13 protein-coding genes are annotated in these 16,672 nt (G+C 51.9%); 5 read left to right on the top strand and 8 right to left on the bottom strand.

The window, feature by feature from the left end; all coding sequences use genetic code 11:
- Positions 1-2 precede the first annotated feature (2 nt).
- Positions 3-1,043, bottom strand: coding sequence for a DUF2804 domain-containing protein (locus tag KG631_RS08750; protein ID WP_213998451.1), 1,041 nt, complete (start codon positions 1,041-1,043; stop codon positions 3-5).
- Positions 1,044-1,311: 268 nt separating this feature from the next.
- Between KG631_RS08750 and KG631_RS08745 the strand changes: the two genes are divergently transcribed.
- Together KG631_RS08745 and KG631_RS08740 are read left to right on the top strand one after the other, a co-directional pair.
- Complete coding sequence (locus tag KG631_RS08745) at positions 1,312-2,943, top strand: S41 family peptidase (protein ID WP_213998445.1); 1,632 nt, start codon at positions 1,312-1,314, stop codon at positions 2,941-2,943.
- Entirely contained in the window at positions 2,943-3,332 is a 390-nt protein-coding gene (locus tag KG631_RS08740) for a hypothetical protein (protein WP_213998437.1), read from the top strand. Before KG631_RS08745 ends, KG631_RS08740 begins: the two co-directional genes overlap by 1 nt.
- A 31-nt stretch (positions 3,333-3,363) precedes the next feature.
- Here KG631_RS08740 and KG631_RS08735 read toward each other — a convergent pair whose 3' ends face one another.
- From KG631_RS08735 to KG631_RS08725, 3 genes are all read right to left on the bottom strand, one after another.
- Positions 3,364-3,984, bottom strand: coding sequence for a DUF6445 family protein (locus KG631_RS08735; RefSeq protein WP_213998431.1), 621 nt, complete (start codon positions 3,982-3,984; stop codon positions 3,364-3,366).
- Positions 3,985-4,063: 79 nt separating this feature from the next.
- Entirely contained in the window at positions 4,064-4,564 is a 501-nt protein-coding gene (locus KG631_RS08730) for an Mpo1-like protein (RefSeq protein ID WP_213998428.1), read from the bottom strand.
- Between the two features lie 62 nt (positions 4,565-4,626).
- Positions 4,627-5,316 carry a Crp/Fnr family transcriptional regulator gene (locus KG631_RS08725; RefSeq protein ID WP_213998422.1) on the bottom strand — a complete coding sequence of 230 codons (690 nt, stop codon included), beginning with the start codon at positions 5,314-5,316 and terminating at the stop codon, positions 4,627-4,629.
- Positions 5,317-5,480: 164 nt separating this feature from the next.
- Between KG631_RS08725 and KG631_RS08720 the strand changes: the two genes are divergently transcribed.
- Positions 5,481-6,803, top strand: a complete 1,323-nt coding sequence (locus KG631_RS08720) for an amidohydrolase family protein (RefSeq protein ID WP_213998415.1) — start codon at positions 5,481-5,483, stop codon at positions 6,801-6,803.
- A gap of 135 nt (positions 6,804-6,938) precedes the next feature.
- Here the strand turns inward: KG631_RS08720 and KG631_RS08715 are convergent, their stop codons facing one another.
- Both KG631_RS08715 and KG631_RS08710 read right to left on the bottom strand, forming a co-directional pair.
- Complete coding sequence (locus KG631_RS08715; protein WP_213998413.1) at positions 6,939-7,679, bottom strand: endonuclease I family protein; 741 nt, start codon at positions 7,677-7,679, stop codon at positions 6,939-6,941.
- Positions 7,680-7,772: 93 nt separating this feature from the next.
- Complete coding sequence (locus KG631_RS08710) at positions 7,773-9,140, bottom strand: M28 family metallopeptidase (protein ID WP_213998410.1); 1,368 nt, start codon at positions 9,138-9,140, stop codon at positions 7,773-7,775.
- A 305-nt stretch (positions 9,141-9,445) separates the two neighbouring features.
- On the opposite strand from KG631_RS08710, the gene KG631_RS08705 reads away from it, so the two are divergent.
- Together KG631_RS08705 and KG631_RS08700 are read left to right on the top strand one after the other, a co-directional pair.
- A complete protein-coding gene (locus KG631_RS08705) occupies positions 9,446-10,855 on the top strand; it encodes an alpha-amylase family glycosyl hydrolase (protein WP_213998408.1) in 1,410 nt (469 codons plus the stop codon).
- Positions 10,856-10,923: 68 nt separating this feature from the next.
- Positions 10,924-11,343, top strand: a complete 420-nt coding sequence (locus KG631_RS08700; protein WP_213998403.1) for a cytochrome c — start codon at positions 10,924-10,926, stop codon at positions 11,341-11,343.
- Positions 11,344-11,421: 78 nt separating this feature from the next.
- Here KG631_RS08700 and KG631_RS08695 read toward each other — a convergent pair whose 3' ends face one another.
- Both KG631_RS08695 and KG631_RS08690 read right to left on the bottom strand, forming a co-directional pair.
- Positions 11,422-13,146 (bottom strand): hypothetical protein, encoded by a 1,725-nt coding sequence (locus tag KG631_RS08695; protein ID WP_213998401.1) that lies wholly within the window; start codon positions 13,144-13,146, stop codon positions 11,422-11,424.
- A 203-nt stretch (positions 13,147-13,349) separates the two neighbouring features.
- The gene (locus tag KG631_RS08690) at positions 13,350-16,622 is read right to left on the bottom strand and encodes a DEAD/DEAH box helicase (protein WP_301003702.1); all 3,273 of its coding nucleotides are present in this window, start codon (positions 16,620-16,622) and stop codon (positions 13,350-13,352) included.
- Positions 16,623-16,672 lie beyond the last annotated feature (50 nt).

The following is a 16,672-nucleotide window of genomic DNA, read 5'->3' as shown; positions in this document are numbered from 1 at the left end:
GATTACCAGCGGGCGAAGTGATCTTCAGCCAGACCCTGCTGGCCATCACAGGTAATTTGCTGGCCGTCGCCAAGGCTAATGGTGCCATGCCAGCTGCCGCAATACTGACGGAAATTACTGGCCAGCAGCCCCAGGTTCAGCCGTTCCTGCCGTTTGGCGGCTGGAATAAACTGTAAATTTACCGCACCACAGTGGCTGAATATCTGCCAGGGTGCATCAGGTATTTGCCTGTTAAAACTAAACTGCACGGCTGGCAGTAAATAACGTTTATCGTTTAACCAGCAGCAGTTTTCCGTGGCACCGGTCTCATTTACCCCGGCCGCCAGATTAAAACCTATTTTATTACTGCCGCTATAACCGCTTAAACTGCCCCAGCGCCAGCTGGTTTCGCGGCGCATATAACCTGCTGAGAAATCATAACCGCCCAGCGCGCCGGTTACCGCAACCGGCTGTTGTGCAAAGATAATATCTCCTGTTACCTGCAACGTATTATGTTTCTGGGTGTAGGTCCAGCCGTTGTAGCCTGTTGGCAAACACAGAGCCAGTGGTTCAATTGGGTTGCCGGGGCTTAGCAACAAGTCGGCATTAAGCTGCTTGCTTTGCAGAGCCAGCCGCCAGTTAAAGCCACAGGGCTCAATACTGATCTGTTTTTTGCCGCTGGTGATAGACGCGACACCCGCTACGGGCGAATGGCTCATCTGGCTGCAGCGGGCAAACGGTTGCAGCAGTTTGAACTCAGTTAACGTTGCAGTATTGCGCTGATAAAAATAGGCAAAGCCGGAACATAAGTAGCGGATATCAGCAATGGCGGCCGCCAGGATCCAGTCGGGGTGGCTAACACTGACAAACTGAAACTGCTTATAATCCGCCCAGCGGGCCAGCCTGGATGCCAGCTGATCCATTGGTGTGCGATAGACAAAATCGGCCAGGCCCAGGTCGGTTACAGGCTGGTTAAAAACCCCGAATTGCGGCATACCATCGGCCTGAATAAGCCTGAAAGGTGCAGGTTGTGGGCTGTTCTTGGCCTGAACAGAGGCGGTCATGGCAATTCCAGAGCTACATTTTGCATAGTTTACTCTACGCTTAAACGAGAGATTAAGCAGCGTATTACTCTAACAATAACATGGGGTTCAACGATTTTACTCAATTTTATGCCGTGTTTCCCGATAACTAAGCCACAATTATCAATTGCCGTTTTGCTAAGGTTTTGCTAAATTTTACGCCTATTAACTTACATTTACCCCGCTGATTTGTTAACAACTTAACAGGCAACGTGGGCCTTCATTTTAACTAGTGGTGGTAGGGCTAACCATGTTTAAACGCAGCTTACTGGTCTCAACGGTTTTTTTACTTACTGCCTGTGGCGGCGGTGGCACTACAGACACCGGCGGTGGTGGAGGTGGTTCCGGCGGCGGGACGGGTGTTACGCCACCTACGTGGACTGCCGGCGTCTTTCCGGCCGAAAGTAATTTTAAAGATTACTGCGCCACACCACGCACCGGCAACGACCCTTATAACAACAACCAGCCCTATCCGGATAGAGCCGGTACTGCTATGCATGAAAAAATGTGGTTGCGTTCCTGGAGCAACAACACTTACTTATGGTACCGCGAATTGCCTGACAATAATCCGGCCAATTTCTCGGTATTGGCGTTTTTCGACCAGCTGAAAACCGATGAGTTAACGGATTCGGGCGCCGAGAAAGACAATTTCCACTTCGCTCAGAATACGGCCAGCTATAAGCAGCAAACTCAGTCTGGTGTAAGCTCAGGCTATGGTATTACCTGGTCATTTGGCAGTACCACTCCGCCGCGCTCTTTACTGGTTGCTTACACCGAACCGGACTCGCCGGCAGCCAACGCCAACATATTACGTGGCGCAGATTTAATCGAAGTTGACGGCGTTGACTTTGTTAACGACAACACCAACGCCGGTGTAAACGCCATTAATGCTGCGCTGTTTCCGGAAAGTGCTGGCGAGCAACATGAATTTGTATTTTTAACTAACGACGGTGAAACTCTTACCGTTACCCTGACCTCTGCCGATGTAGCCAGCAGCCCGGTGCAGAATGTGCAGGTACTGGATACCGATGCAGGTAAAGTGGGCTACTTGCAATTTAATAGCCATATTGCCCTGGCCCAGCCGCAATTAATTGACGCGGTGAACAGCTTTGCCACTGAAAATGTGACCGATGTGGTACTGGACTTACGCTACAACGGTGGTGGCTTGCTGGCACTGGCGTCGCAATTTGCCTATATGGTCAGTGGCGATGCCATTATTCAGGATCGGATATTCGAGAAAACCATATTCAATGACAAGCATCCGAACCGCGATCCGGTAACCGGCCAGACCTTAAGCCCGATGCCATTTTATGGCTTTGAAATTGATTACGAAGCCGGCCGCTTAACCAGTACTCCGCTGCCGGAACTCAACCTGAACCGGATTTTTGTGTTATCGACCGGTGACACCTGCTCCGCCAGCGAGGCCTTTATCAATGGTTTACGCGGTATTGATGTTGAGGTGATTCTGATTGGTGACCAAACCTGCGGTAAGCCTTATGGTTTTTACCCGACCGATAACTGCGGCACCACCTATTTTACTATTCAGTTCAGCGGCGCCAATGCCAAAGACTTTGGCGAATATGCTGATGGTTTCTACCCGACGCCGGCACCGGTGTTTGCCGCTGATGTGCAGGGTTGCCAGGTAGCAGATGATTTCTCGGCCCAGTTAGGCGACCCTTCTGAGCGCATGCTGGCCAGTGCGCTACACTATGCCGCCAACGACAGCTGTCCGGTGGGCGTGGCCGGCCAGAGCCTGAGCCAGCAGCAACGTAGCGATGACGGTAGCGGCTTAAGTATCCGGCGCCATGATCCGAGAATGGAAGCCTTTTTACTGGAAAATAAAGTTAACCAGCCAATTAAACCCGCTCAGGACTTACAGTAATGCAGCGCGGCTTACTACTAAGCGTCAGCCTGCTGGCTGGCGCCTTGCTGACAGGGTGCACGATGACTCAGGCCGAACCCCAGCCCGCCCGGCTGACTAATATGAGCCCGACCATAAAAGCTGAGCTACAACAGGCTATTGTCGAGCTGATTGGTGGCGAACCGGTTAAACTGGCTGACAATGCCTTTGCTAATAGTCATCAGCTGTTTATTGAACAGGCTATTTTACGTGACTCGCAAGGCCGGCCCATTATGGGTCGCCATAGTCAGCCGGCCATTTTACTGGAGCTGCAGCAAGCTGATAACCAATGCCTGCTAAGCCATCCGGCCAGCGGCCGCACTGTGCAGCTAAGCAAAAGCAACTGTCAGCAGGCTCCCGCAAAACACTGAATTAATAGCACTAACATCTGATATCTGATGTTTAGCGCCGGATTGCGGCCGCAGAGGCAAAAAACATCAGATAAACCAGCCTGGAGTTCTCAGGTGTGCTGCCAAAAGATTCGCCGGCTGAATGCCATAGCCAGGGCCGAAGCAAAATCAGCCGGTTATAACGCATTGGGATCCTATGGGTCATCTCCCATTTCGAATCGTCGTTGGAATCGGTTGCCAGCAGGTCTGAAATCCATTTTTTAGCCGAAGGCGCGCCAAATCGTTGCATAGATTCCTGATCACTGTAAGGAACCCGCTCGGTATTGGTTGCTTTATGCCGGAAGAACTCGGTACCCCCTTTGCAATCTTCCGGGCGGGACAAATATAAAATACCCGACCAGTGTGAACTGTCGACATGCACTTTGGCCGTGCCGACATCATTGGCTGAGGCAATCCGGAATTTACCATGTGCCTGATTATGCGCCATGGCCACCAGAGGCTCCCCAACCAATCTGGAGACTTGCTCATTCAAACCTTCAAGGTTGACCCGTTGCGCTGAATTTCTGCCAGGATAAGGGCCCTGAGCATCGGGATAATTCAGGCTAAGGCCGGCATCGCGTAACTGCTGCGGGTTGTCCAGAAAGTCATCTACCACAATAAAAGACGTTGGCACTATCAAATCCTTTTTTATTGTTTTTTGTAGTGCCAGTCTAGGCTGTTCATCCTCAGTAGATCAACCCATTTAATCTGTCTTAATGCACCTTACCGGCAACCTGCTCGATATCATGCTGCAGTTTTTTACGCAGGCCAAGGCTAAAGCTGATTTCAGCAACTACAAACAACGGCCCGACAAACAGGCCAACAATATCATCGACAAAAGCCGGTTTTTTACCTTCGTAGTAATGGCCAATAAACTGCAATACCCAGCCAACAACAAACAGCGCCAGTGAGCTGCCAAGCCAAACTGTAAAAGGCTGGGCTGCCAGATAAGTTGCAAGTGCAAAACAACTGCCGCTAAATAGCAGCATTACCAGACCAAAGCGTAAATCAAGCCGAAAGTAAAACAGCGCCGTGGCGATAAACAATAACAGCGCCGGGGTAAGAGTCACTCCTGCGACACTGAACAGCGGCAGTGATAACAAGCTGAAAATAGCCACCACTATTAACGGTATGCCAATGTAATGGGTTTTGATATTACGCTGGTCGCGGTGATACAGCGCATACTGGCTTAAATGTTCAGTCAGGGTTTTCATCGTTGTCGCTCCAATTAATGCAGGAGTAAAGCTTAGCGAAATGATTGGCTAAAAACTGTCAGCTAGCTGACATTGTCAGCAGCCAGCTCTGCTCGTAATTTTAGCCCTTCCATATCCAGAATTTCAATTTTGCCATAAGCACTGCGCACAATATTCTGTTGGGCCAGGGCCTGCAATTGCTGGTTAATGGTCTGGCGGGTTAAGGCCAGTAACTGACCCAGTTGTTCCTGCTGAATCGGGATAAGCCAGCGGCCATCGGCTTGCTGATGCACCCGGCTTAACATCAGTAAGCGCCTGGCCAGCCTTACCTGGCTGGATTGCAGGCTGATATCTTCCAGCGCCTGAAATACCAGCCGTACCTTGTCGGTAAGCAACTGGCCAAAACTGCGCCACCACAATGGCTGTTGCAACAACTGCTGTAACGCCGCCGCATTAAGGTGTAACAGGGTGCTGTCGACACTGGCCGTGGCATCGTGGGTGCGCGGTTTTAAATCAAATAAGGCAATTTCACCAAACCAGTCACCGGGCTCAACAATGGTTAACAGCGCCTGCTGGCCATTACGGTTAACACCTGAGATCATAATGGCGCCTTCAAGCAAGGCATATATACCGTCAAAGCTATCGCCCCGGCTAAACAGGCGCTGGTCTGCCGCCAAGTGGCAAACGGTGGCCTGCGTCAGCAACTGCTGTTGCTGCACCTCGCTAAGCGAGTTAAACCAGATACTGTGCTGTACTAACGCGTTGTGCGGCATCGCTGATCCGTTGCTATTCATTAAAAAGTATTACTACTAAGTATAATTAACTTAGCATTCAAACGCTTTTTATGCCCGCAGGCAATGAATTGCCCGCTATCACTACGTGCTCATAGCATACTCAGCTATGCTTAGTCGGCTAGCTTTAACCAGGAAACAAACTGATGCTGAAATATGTTGTGGTAGTCGCTGGAATGTTGTTTTGCAGCCTAAGCGGGCACGCTGTGCAACAGCCTATCTATATTACCAATGTACGGGTATTTACCGGTAAAGACCTGAGGCTAAGCGAACCGGTTACCGTGGAAATTGAAGCTAACCTGATTAAGCAGTTGCACAGTACCCCTATAACGCCGGCTGCCGGTGCCATGGTCATAGCAGGTACCGGCTATACCCTTATTCCCGGTTTAATTGATGCCCACGCTCACCTGACATTTGCCGCAGCACCACAAATAGCTGCGCTGACCGGCGATGTCGGTTTTGTTCATCACCTAGCCGGGCGTGAGGCGGGTGCTATGTTACAACGCGGCTTTACCACCGTCCGCGATGTTGGCGGGCCGGTGTTTGGTCTGAAACAGGCCATAGACCGCGGCGTATTAACTGGCCCGCGTATTTTCCCATCGGGCGCGCTTATTTCTCAAACCGGTGGCCATGGTGATTTCCGTTTGCCAACCGATATACCGCATGACAATGGCCTTAGCCATACCGAACGGATTGGCGCAGCCGCCATTGCCGATGGTAAAGACGCAGTACTGAAACGCAGCCGTGAACAACTGATGCTGGGCGCCAGCCAGCTGAAGTTAATGGCCGGTGGCGGTGTGTCATCCTTCTATGATCCACTCGATGTAGCGCAGTACACCGAAGAAGAAATGCAGGCAGCCGTGCAGGCCGCCGAAAACTGGGGCACTTATGTTACCGTTCACGCCTACACCCCAAGGGCGATGCAAATGGCTATCCGGGCAGGCGTTAAAAGCATTGAACATGGTCAGCTGGCTGACGAGGCTACGGTAAAATTAATGGCAAAACAGGGAGTCTGGTGGAGCCTGCAGCCGTTTCTGGATGACCAATACGCCAACCCGCAACAGGGCGAGGCCCGGCAAAAGCAATTGCAGGTAAGCAACGGCACCGATCGCGCTTACAATCTGGCGAAAAAACATAAAGTGCAAATTGCCTGGGGCACCGATATCCTATTTTCGCCCGGTAAAACGGCTAATCAGAACGCCCAGCTGGTTAAAATGCAGCGCTGGTTCAGCCCGGCTGAAATACTGAAAATGGCCACCTATGATAATGGTCGGCTGTTAGCATTATCTGGCGAGCGGACGCCTTACAAAGGGAAGTTAGGCGTAATAGAGCCAGGTGCACTGGCCGATGTATTGCTGGTAAAAGGCGACCCGCTAGCGCAATTAGAATTGCTGGCAGAACCCGAACAGAATTTGCTGCTGATTATTAAAGACGGCAAAATTTATAAAAATATGCTGGCTGCTGAATAGTTTTTTTTACGAGCAGCCGGCACATACTTAATTTGCTGCTTGATTGCTTGATAAATTGATACGAAAAATCACTCTGACCCATTTTTAAGTGGTTAATACAACTATGGTTTAGGTGATTAGTGGTGCCATGGCTTGCTACTGTCGCAACACCAAACCATAGCCGGTGGGGCGGTAGCCCAGGTGCCATTCGCGGTTGCCACTGATAAACGGGTTGTCGTGGCCCATATGCTGGCGGGTGCGCTGGTTTAGCTGCTGCTCTGCTGCACTTACCGGGTCGAGCTTATGCCAGGCCATAAACAATTGTTGCTGGGCGCGGGACAGGTTCAGGTTGTATTTGTCGGCCATATAAAAGTAAGTGCGGGCAATATCGCCCCTTACCTGGGTGGGCGGCTCGAATACCCGTTGCTTAAAATCGACCTTTACCGGGCAGGCACCGTGCTGAGCTGGCGAGGATGGCAGCACGCTAAAGCGGTAGTTACTGCGATCACCGTTCACCTCCCCAATTGCCGGTACCAGGTTATATAAATCGGCTTCCATTGCCCGGAAGGTACTGTCGGTTTTCACGCAGTTTTTCCTGCCGCCGTTTTGCCAGCACTGACGCTGATGGCCAAAATGATGAGCCGGCACAATGTGTTCCCATTCAATCCGGTTCGCCCGCGGGCCATTTTTGCGTACCTGATAACCGCAACCGCTAAGGTCGGGAATGCCTTTGTGGCCCTGCCAGCGAATGGCGCAGTCACAGTAAAAGCTGCTGGCCTCGGGGGCGTGAATGCGCTGCGCCAGCTTTTTAGCCTGATCAAAATTAGCCGGCGCCGCCTGAGCAAAGGCCGATAACAGCAACAGTACACTGCTGCCAAAAAACCTGAAAAACTGCATTCACTACCACTTACTTCAGTGAAAAACCGCTGGCCAGTGTAACGCGAAATACTGAACAGCGGCTGATTAATTTATGCTACTTCTCTGTACTAATTAGTTGCCAAAAGACCCTGCGGCACCGGGAAAGACTACCGGGCTTTCAATGCCATCCTGGCTGATACTGGCTACCCCGAAGAAGTAATTATCAATAACGACATTCTTTAACGTGAACTCAGTCACCTTGCCTACTTCACGGCTGAATTGCCAGGCAGGAGCATCAGTGTAGCGCCAGTAAATCTTATAGCCTTTTACCAGTTCAGCTTCCTGTGGCAGGGGGTTAGCCCATGACAGTGTGGTGTCGGCAGCGACAGCACCTTTAATGGTAACATCGACCGGCGGGCTGGGCGCCCAGGCTAAACTGGCCAGGGTTACGGCATTTAACGCGGTAAGTTTGGCCGCGTAAGCAAAATCGACACCGTCAATGGTATCGCCGTAAACTATGCCATTTTCAGTGCGTAAATCCTGGTGCTGACGATCATAGTGCTCGTTAGTTTCCATAATGCGCACCGCCGGATAGCCTAAATCATTAAAGGGCCGGTGGTGGCCACCTCGGCCAAAACGGTCCAGCCGGTATACCGGCATCACATCCAGGTTCGGAATATAACGATCAGCAATAACATCGATATAACGGGCCAGGTTGCGGGTGGGCGAGTCATTTTCACCACCGGTAAACCGGCGCTGCCGCGCCTCCTGTTCAGTTTCATTGGCCCGGGTACCTTCGGCAAAAACCCGGGCAGTGGTGTTATCTATCACACCATTAATGCCGGCAGTGTTACCAATCATGTCATTGTTCAGCACCGCTTTAATCCGCCAGCCGGCTTCTTTCGCCTGCTCTGCCAGAATTTTACCGCCAAATAAGCCCTGCTCTTCACCCGACAAGGCGGCGTATACAATAGTGCCATTAAACTGATATTTACTTAGTACCCGCGCTGCTTCCAGCGCACCGGCGACGCCAGAGGCATTATCGTTAGCGCCTGGGGCATCACTTGTAAAATCCATAACATCGCTGACCCGTGAGTCAATATCGCCAGCCATAATAACGTAGCGCCCTGGATCTGTTTTACCGCGCTGCACCGCTATCACACTCACCACCTCGGTGGCATCTGGTATGCGGGGTTCACCTTCTATCACAGCACTGGAATAAGATACCTCCAGGCAACCGCCACAGTCGGCAGAAATCCGCTCAAATTCCGCTTTAATCCAGCGCCGGGCGGCGCCTATGCCCCGGGTGTCAGACTCAGTTTCAGATAAGGTATGGCGGGTACCAAAACTGACCAGCTTGGCGATATCACGCTCAATATTGTCTGCCGAGGGCGCGGTGGCGATGGCGTGTAATAGTTGCTGCTTGTCATCAGTTGGTGCGGCGCACAGTGGCAATGCACTCAACAGCATAGCGGCCAGCAAAGGGGGTCGGGTCAACATAGGGTATCCTGCTCATCAGTAAAGTAATTACTACTATACGGCCTTTCAGCAGCAACGGCGGCGGATAAGGTCGCAGTCTGTGGCGTTTTGTCGGCAGTTTGTCTTATTTAGCCCGCGCAGCCGTTCCCATCATTTATAAACTGTAAACCAGATGTCATTTTGGCGTAACTTGACAATATTTACGCCAGCGCTCTGGTTATGCTGCAGGGGTGTTAAAGGGGTTCAGTTGTCACTAACACTTCGCTGGCTTTGCTGGCGGCTCATGCACGGATGTCTTGCAAAACAACAAATTACAGGACGAAAACATGCGAGCTTTTACCATCACTTGCCGCAGCATGCTGCTTGGCACACTGTTATTTATCGCGCCGCAGGCGCTGGCTGACGTTATTTTACATGCCTTTGACTGGCACTATGACGAGGTAGCTAACCGGGCGGAAGAAATTAAAAACCTGGGCTACAAAGCGGTACTGGTTGCGCCGCCACTGAAATCTAATGCCGGCAACTGTGCCTGGTGGCAGCGTTATCAGCCACAGGACATCCGGGTTATTGACCATTGCAAAGGCAATAAGCAATCGTTTCAGGCAATGATTAATGCGCTGAACGACAGCAACCCAGCGCGCCGGGTCGACGTGTATGCTGATATCGTGTTAAACCATATGGCTAATGAGCGAAGTGGCGCCACTGACTTTCCCGGCCAGGCCGCGCTTAACAGCTACGGCAGTAACCCTACCTACTGGAATAACCAGCGCTTATTTGGCAATTTAACCCAGGGGTTATTCAGCCCCTGGGACTTTAACCCGGCAAATTGTATCCAGAATTATAACGATGTCTGGCAGGTCCAGAACTGGCGCCTGTGTGGTGGCGCTGGCGACAGCGGCCTGCCCGATCTCAACCCCAACAGCTGGGTACTGCAACAACAGCGTGCCTACCTGCAGGCCCTTAAGACTATGGGCGTAAAAGGCTTTCGGGTTGACGCTGCCAAGCATATGACGATTTGGCATATTAACCAGATTTTCACCAGCGATATTAAAAATGGCTTGTATGTATTTGGTGAAATTATTACCAGCGGCGGTGCGGGCAACAACGAGTACAGTAGTTTTCTGGCCCCCTATTTACAGTATACCGACCATAAAGCTTATGACTTTCCGCTGTTTGAAAGCCTGCGCCGCGCCTTTAATCCCAGCGGCAGCATGACCGAGCTGGTTGATCCGGGAGCCTATGGTCAGGCATTGGCCAACAGCCGGGCAGTTACTTTTACCATCACCCACGACATTCCTACCAACGATGGTTTTCGCTACCTGATTATGGACCCGACTGACGAATATCTGGCTTATGCCTATGTCATGGGCCGTGATGGTGGTAAACCACTGATATTTAGTGACAGCACCGGGACCGATAATAACCGCTGGGTAAACGCTTATAGCACCACCTTTATGCAGCGGATGATTAGCTTTCATAACCGGATGCAAGGCCAGGGTATGGAAGTGCTGGCATCCAGTAACTGTGCCATTTTATTCCGCCGTGGTCAGGAAGGGGTAGTAGGTATTAATAAATGCGGTGGCCAGGTTACCTTTAACGTTAATACCAATGGCCGTTTTTACTGGTACCGGACCTACCGCGATGAACTAAGTGGTGGCGCTACCTTCAGTATTGGTAGCAGCAACCACAGCTTTAGCATCCCGGCCCGTCAGGCCAGAATGTGGTATGCCGACTAGGGCGTGTTATTTGCTGGGCTTTTTTCAGTCATTATGGCACGCTGAAGCAACCAATTTCAGGAGCTGTTATGAACAAAGCCTTAGCCCCCGCCAAACGTGTTACGTTGCTTACTGCAGTCACTGTTATGGCGCTGAGTAGTCTCAGCGCCTGCACCGATCCGGGTCCCGATGCCAGCCAGCAGCAACTTGTCGCCAGCCTGCCTGAGCCACAACGCCAGCTATTTACACAAGGCCAGCAAAAAGCCTACAGCTGCACAGCGTGCCACGGCCGCAATGGCATCTCCAGCCACCCGAATTACCCCAACCTGGCTGGCCGGAGTGAGGGTGAGTTAGCCAATGCGTTAACGGCTTATCGCAGCGGCGAGCGTAAGCATGCCTTGATGACCCCGCAAGCCCGTGGTTTGAATGACGCCGATATTACTGCACTGGCATATTATTTTTCATTGCAGACACCAGCGGCCTCTGCGGCAGCGACTCAGGCAGACTAACCCCATCGCTGAAAATTAACCACAAAAAAGGGCAGCCAACTGCTGCCCTGTTATCACATTAGATTTGACGCCGGATAATTACTTTTTCTTGCCCATTGTCATCTGGCTGTTCATTACCATGCCCTGCTCATCGATGTCCATATTAGCCTGAACCTGCATATTCATTTCAGTTAATGAACTGAATTCCTCTGGTACCGGCTGGCCACTGGCTTGCATCGCTTGCGTCATAATGCCAAAAAATCGGGCGTAATCCATACCAAAACTTACCATGCCGTTCTTGCCAATGGCTTGCTGCAGGGTCGTATTCGCCTGGGCGGTACCTTTGTCACCGGCATACACCACCAGGTGCGAATCATTAACCTGCAGCATTGGGGTTACCCCAAACGCATCCAGCATAGGCAACACACTGTTCAGAGGTAATTCTTCACCATCGGCCGGCAGGGTGATTTCAGCCATTCCCGGTACCATGGCTTTTAAACCTTCCAGGTAGCTGCGGGCATTTTTGGCCGTTACGCTGATCATGGCATCAACCGCTGATACCTGCATGGTAGTCGGATCCAGCGTCAGATCATTAATCGTTACCGAGGCACCCTGCACGCTGTGTACCATGGCACCAGCCGCCAGCATTGCCATCGGGTTTGCCTGCTGCATTTGTTGCTGCAGTTGCGCCAGCTGCGGACACTGATAAGCCGGCTGGGTTAGTCCGCGCCAGATTTTGGTTATTGCCGGGGCAAATTCGGCCATATCCAGCCCCAGCGCAAAGCTGAATACTGAGTCAGTTACGCCATCAGCAATATGGCTGGGCACAAAACCGCGAATACTGCTCAGGGTATTAATTGTCTCTTTATTGGCAGTCGGCACCAACATCTTACCGCGAACATGCGTTTGATCACCCGCTTTCGTGGTTATTTTGCTGTCGAAGTACATACCAGGCCAGCTTTCAGTAATACTGCTCAAATCCTGCTGACACTCTGCGGTATTCCAGGGCTGCATGGCGGTGCTGAACTGCGGACTGGCCAGCAGCTGGATATCATGTGCCAGGCGGTTACCATCGGTTGTGGTCAGGCCGGTGGCCAGTTGCTTAAAGCTGATAAAGCCAATGGCATTCGGGTTTAATTTATAATCAGAGGCAATATTCGCCAGCTGATTGTCACTGATAATGCTGCGCTCAGGTTTGGCTGTCAGCAATGCCAGCTGGCGGGTTTGTTCACCCTGAGTGGGTAGCACCAGCGCCATATTGCCCCAGCCATCGGTGACTGATACCAGTAATTCGGCGCTGAATTCGCCAAAATTAAACTGGTACGAGCGCAAACCACCGTCCTCGCCCGGCAGTGCCTGATGGCTAATGCCGCTTGCTTCTTCGGCGCGGTTAAATAACTGCCAGAAAGCGTCTTCATTTGCCAGTTCAATTCGCATAACCGGTGATAAGCCCACCATATAGCCTATCGAGCGCATCTGTGACTTAATGCCGGTTACCACCTCTAACTGCTCTGGTTGCGCCAGCGCCCGCATATATTCAGTGGCTAAACTCAACAGGAAACGCAGCTGCGGCTCATCAGTATCAGCAGCCAGCTCGGCCAGCTGTTGCTGACTGGCATCGCTGTAATAGTCCGGGCTTACTCCAAACGCATTTAAATAGGCGACAAAATCTACCGGCTCTAACTGCGCCGATAAAAATACTGTGTCGGCCGGCACAAATTCCAGCTCAGGGTGATCAACCGTGACACTGTCTGTTCCGGTAAGCTTGATATAACCATAAATGGCGCCGGCAATTATCGCCACCGCAACGAGTAATTTACGCATCACAGACTCCTTGATATTGTTATTAAATCCTGGTTTCAGTTCCGGCTGCTGCAGTGCTGTTTTGTTGCCTTTTGCAAAAGCAGTTAAATAACGCCCTGCACCATGCCAGATTAAAACGCATCGATATTACATTCTTAACTGCTTAATAACAATATTCCTTTGCCGGCTTTTACTGGTTAGCGCTATTAGCTAGCAGTTACAGCCTATTCGTCACTGCTAAACAGCGCCAACAGATCTGCAGCCTCGCCCTGCCACAGCTGACCTTTATTACCCCCTAATAACTGATCAGCCAACCCCTGCTTAAAGCTCTGTAATTGTTGTACTTTCTCTTCAACAGTATTGCGCGCTATCAGTTTATAAACAAACACGGCTTTATCCTGGCCAATCCGGTGCGCCCGGTCGGTAGCCTGCTGTTCTGCTGCCGGGTTCCACCAGGGGTCATAATGAATAACGGTATCGGCAGCAGTCAGATTTAAGCCGGTGCCGCCGGCTTTTAAGCTGATTAGAAACACTTCGGTTTCGCCATTTTGAAAGGCATCAATCTGGGTCTGGCGCTGCTTCGTCTGGCCAGTAAGCTTGCTGTAACTGATCCCCATATACTGCAGCTCCTGCTCTATCAGATGCAGCATGCTGGCAAACTGACTGAATAGTAAGATGCGCCGGCCTTCTTCCAGCATTTCCGGTAAGGTGTCACGCAGCCATTGCAGTTTGGCATTGTGCCGCACGCTTTGCGCTTGCTCTATCGGCACCAGCCGGGCATCACAGCATACCTGGCGCAGCTTTAACAAGGCATCTAAAAACTCGATCTGGCTGGCCGCCACGCCCTTGCGGACAAATAACTCCCGGACCTTGGTTTCCATAATTAAGCGGATACTTTCGTACAAGTTGCGCTGATCCGCTTCCAGTTCCAGCAACTGGACTATTTCAGTTTTTTCCGGTAGTTCAGTCGCTACCTGGCCTTTGGTACGGCGCAGCATAAAGGGTGCAATTTTCTGGCGCAGTACCTGGGCCCGCTCGGTATCGCCGTGCTTTTCAATGGGCTTGCGGTACACCTGGCTGAAATGTTGCTCGGTACCCAGCAAACCGGGCAGTACAAAATCAAACAGCGATTTTAATTCGCCCAGATGGTTCTCCAGAGGGGTACCGGTTAACGCCAGACTGAAATCACGGTGCAACAACCGCACACTTTGTGCTGCCTGGCTGCCGGCATTTTTAATATGCTGGGCTTCGTCCAATACCACCACACTAAAGCGATGCTGGCGGTACAGCGCAATATCGCGCACCAGCAGCGGATAGCTGGTCACTATCAGCTGATACTGTTGTATTTCGTCAAACAAAGGCCGGCGCTTCGGGCCATACACCTGCAGCACCTTTAAATCCGGGGTAAAGCGGCGCGCTTCCTGCTGCCAGTTGCCCAGTAAGCTGGTAGGGCAGACGATAAGTGCCGGTTGGGTCAGTTCACCCTGCTGATACTGCTTTAAAATAAAACTAAGCGTCTGTAAGGTTTTGCCCAGGCCCATATCATCAGCCAGCACGCCTCCCAGGCCATATTGCTTTAAAAACGTGAGCCAGTTTAAGCCCTGTTGCTGATACCCCCGCAGTGTCGCCTGCAGATTATCTGGCAGGGCGACATCGGTAATACCCGTGAAATCATGCAGCTGCTGGTTCAGGCTGGCCAGCCGGTTGGCGTTAAGGTATTGAATTTCTGCGGCGCCGGGCGGTGGTAAAATAGCGGCTTTATAGTCGGGTAGCTCGAGGTTCAGCGGCGCTTTGTGCATATTCAGCAGCTCGACAATGGTATCGATTAGCGGCTGAATTAAGGTCATTGGCAGCGCCAGTTTACCCTGGGGTAAACTGAGCCAGATTTGCTGCTCTGCTCCAGGCAGGCCGTTCTGGCGCAGCCACTGGCTGATCAGCGGCAATAAGGGTACTTGCTGGCCGTCAATATCCACCTGAATACCCAGTTCAAAACCGGTTTGTTTGCCGTCCTGTACCTGTAAATACGGCGTAGCCGCCAGTATATCCAGATTAAAGTCGCTCGCCTGCTCGACCAGCCAGCCATCGTCCCGCAGGCTGTCCAGCTGCTGCAGCAAAGGTTGCCACAGTTCAGGGTTGTCCGGGCCATCGCCGACCCCAAACGCCGCCTGCTGCTCATTTGGCGCGGGCAACGGTGGCAGGCTGAGCAGCTCCAGCTCCAGTAATACTTCCAGTGCTGCGGTTTCGCTGGCCCGCTGCCGTTTAACAAAATACGTCCGCGAGCCCTGTTGCACTTCCGTTTGCGATGCCTGTAAATCCAGCGGCAACCGCTGCTTGTCATAATCAAAACTTAGCAGCGCCACCGGCTCCTGCCGGCCCTTACTTTGGCGTGGCAACATCTTTAATTGCAATACCGGCGTCGGCGTTACATTAATTTGTTCTACACCTAAACCTTCCGGCATTGGCAGGCTGATTTTCGGCAGCAGCTGCTGCAAGCGACCTAAGCGGCTTTGCAATAGGGCAGCCGGTGCCGGTGGCATTTTTGACAGCAGCTTTAATTCACGGCCCGTAAGAGGGGTAGCAAGTAAACCCAGCTGATAATTATCGGTGTCCAGATAACAGGGCGGATCGGTAAACACCAGCACACTGTTGTGATCGTCACCAATTTGCCAGCCCAGTTGCTGGCCAGCCTTGCTGCTATGCCAGCTTAACTCCAGTGGCCGCTGTTCACCCCAGCTCAGCGGATAACGGGCCTCACTGAACATACAACGTTCCGTTGCCAGTAATTGCTGCAGCAACTGGTAACCCCAGTTATCTTCCAGCACCGACTGCTCCGTCAGATTATGGCTGCGAAACAGTGTTAACAGCTGATAGTCACTTTCGCTAAGCCAGGCCGGTGGCTGCGGGCTGACTAAATCGTACTTGCCGATAGCCTGGCCCTTGGTATAGCCGCCCTTTTTCATCGGCCTGACCCGGCGCGGATACAATTGCAAGCCGGCCTGGCCGTAGCTCAGTAAATACAGCACGGTATCACCGCTGTCATCACGTGGTGGCTGTTGTAACTGCTCCAGCTCGTTAAACCAGTTGTCCAGTTTCAGTTGCGGCAGCTGTTTTATCCGCAGTTGCTGTTGCGCATAGTCGCGCTTTAAGCGCAGCAGTACTGCCAGGATATGCTTACAGCGATGGCCTACCGGACAGCTGCAGCTGTCACGCAGTGACCAGCCATGCCCGGTCTGGGCCAAGACAATATTTTGCCGGTAGGGCGAAAACCCGGCGCCCCACACCTGGGCGCTGATCTGACTTAAATCGTCGCTGTACTCCAGCTTTAATACTTTACCAGCCTGCAAGTATGCGCGGGCCCGGTGCAGAGTGGCGCTGTCAAACCACTGCAACAAGCGGTCTTCATCCAGTGGAAAGGCGTGCTGGTCAGTCGGGCTATTCAAAATATCGTTAACTCTTACGAAAGTGACTTCTGGCGGCCGGGTTAAGTCTGACGCCAACGAAAACCCCCATGCTAGCTTACTTTGACGGCAGACCAAAGCGTCTTTGT

Source organism: Arsukibacterium sp. (assembly GCF_018402695.1).
In the GTDB taxonomy this organism is placed as follows: Bacteria; Pseudomonadota; Gammaproteobacteria; order Enterobacterales; family Alteromonadaceae; genus Alishewanella.
The sequence above is the reverse complement of the archived record's forward strand: the minus strand, read 5'-3'. Positions and strand labels throughout refer to the sequence as shown.